This is a genomic window from Paenibacillus marinisediminis (genome assembly GCF_054343325.1).
Genome location: NZ_JBTGUH010000038.1, coordinates 1 through 368, shown reverse-complemented (window position 1 = coordinate 368; position 368 = coordinate 1). Strand labels below are relative to the sequence as shown.

General features: G+C 45.1%; 1 protein-coding gene. It reads left to right on the top strand.

Going from position 1 to position 368, the window contains the following annotated elements; genetic code table 11:
- On the top strand, nt 1-264 hold a 264-nt coding region (locus tag ACXX53_RS23130), incomplete at its 5' end, for a transposase (RefSeq protein ID WP_458571022.1).
- Between the last annotated feature and the right edge of the window lie 104 nt (nt 265-368).

The following is a 368-nucleotide window of genomic DNA, read 5'->3' as shown; positions in this document are numbered from 1 at the left end:
TTTAAACGTGAAGCAGTAAAGTATGTGCAGGAACAGACGAAGAGCCTGGATGATGTAGCTAATGAATTAAATATCAATCCCGGTACGCTACGCGGCTGGGTGGGGAAGTACCGAGAATTCGAGAATGAGCCTGTTAACCAAGCGGAAGCCCTTCGCGAGCAATCTCAACTTATAGAAGATCAGAAACATGAAATTGAGGATCTGAAAGAGGAGATTGCCATCCTAAAAAAAGCCATGCACATCTTCAGCAAAGAAAGGAACTAAGGTTCCAATTTATCGAAGATCACCGCTCCGACTTTCGATTGGAGAAGATGTGCAGTGTATTGAAAGTGTCCAGGAGCGGTTTTTACGCATGGCGAGCAGCCGAA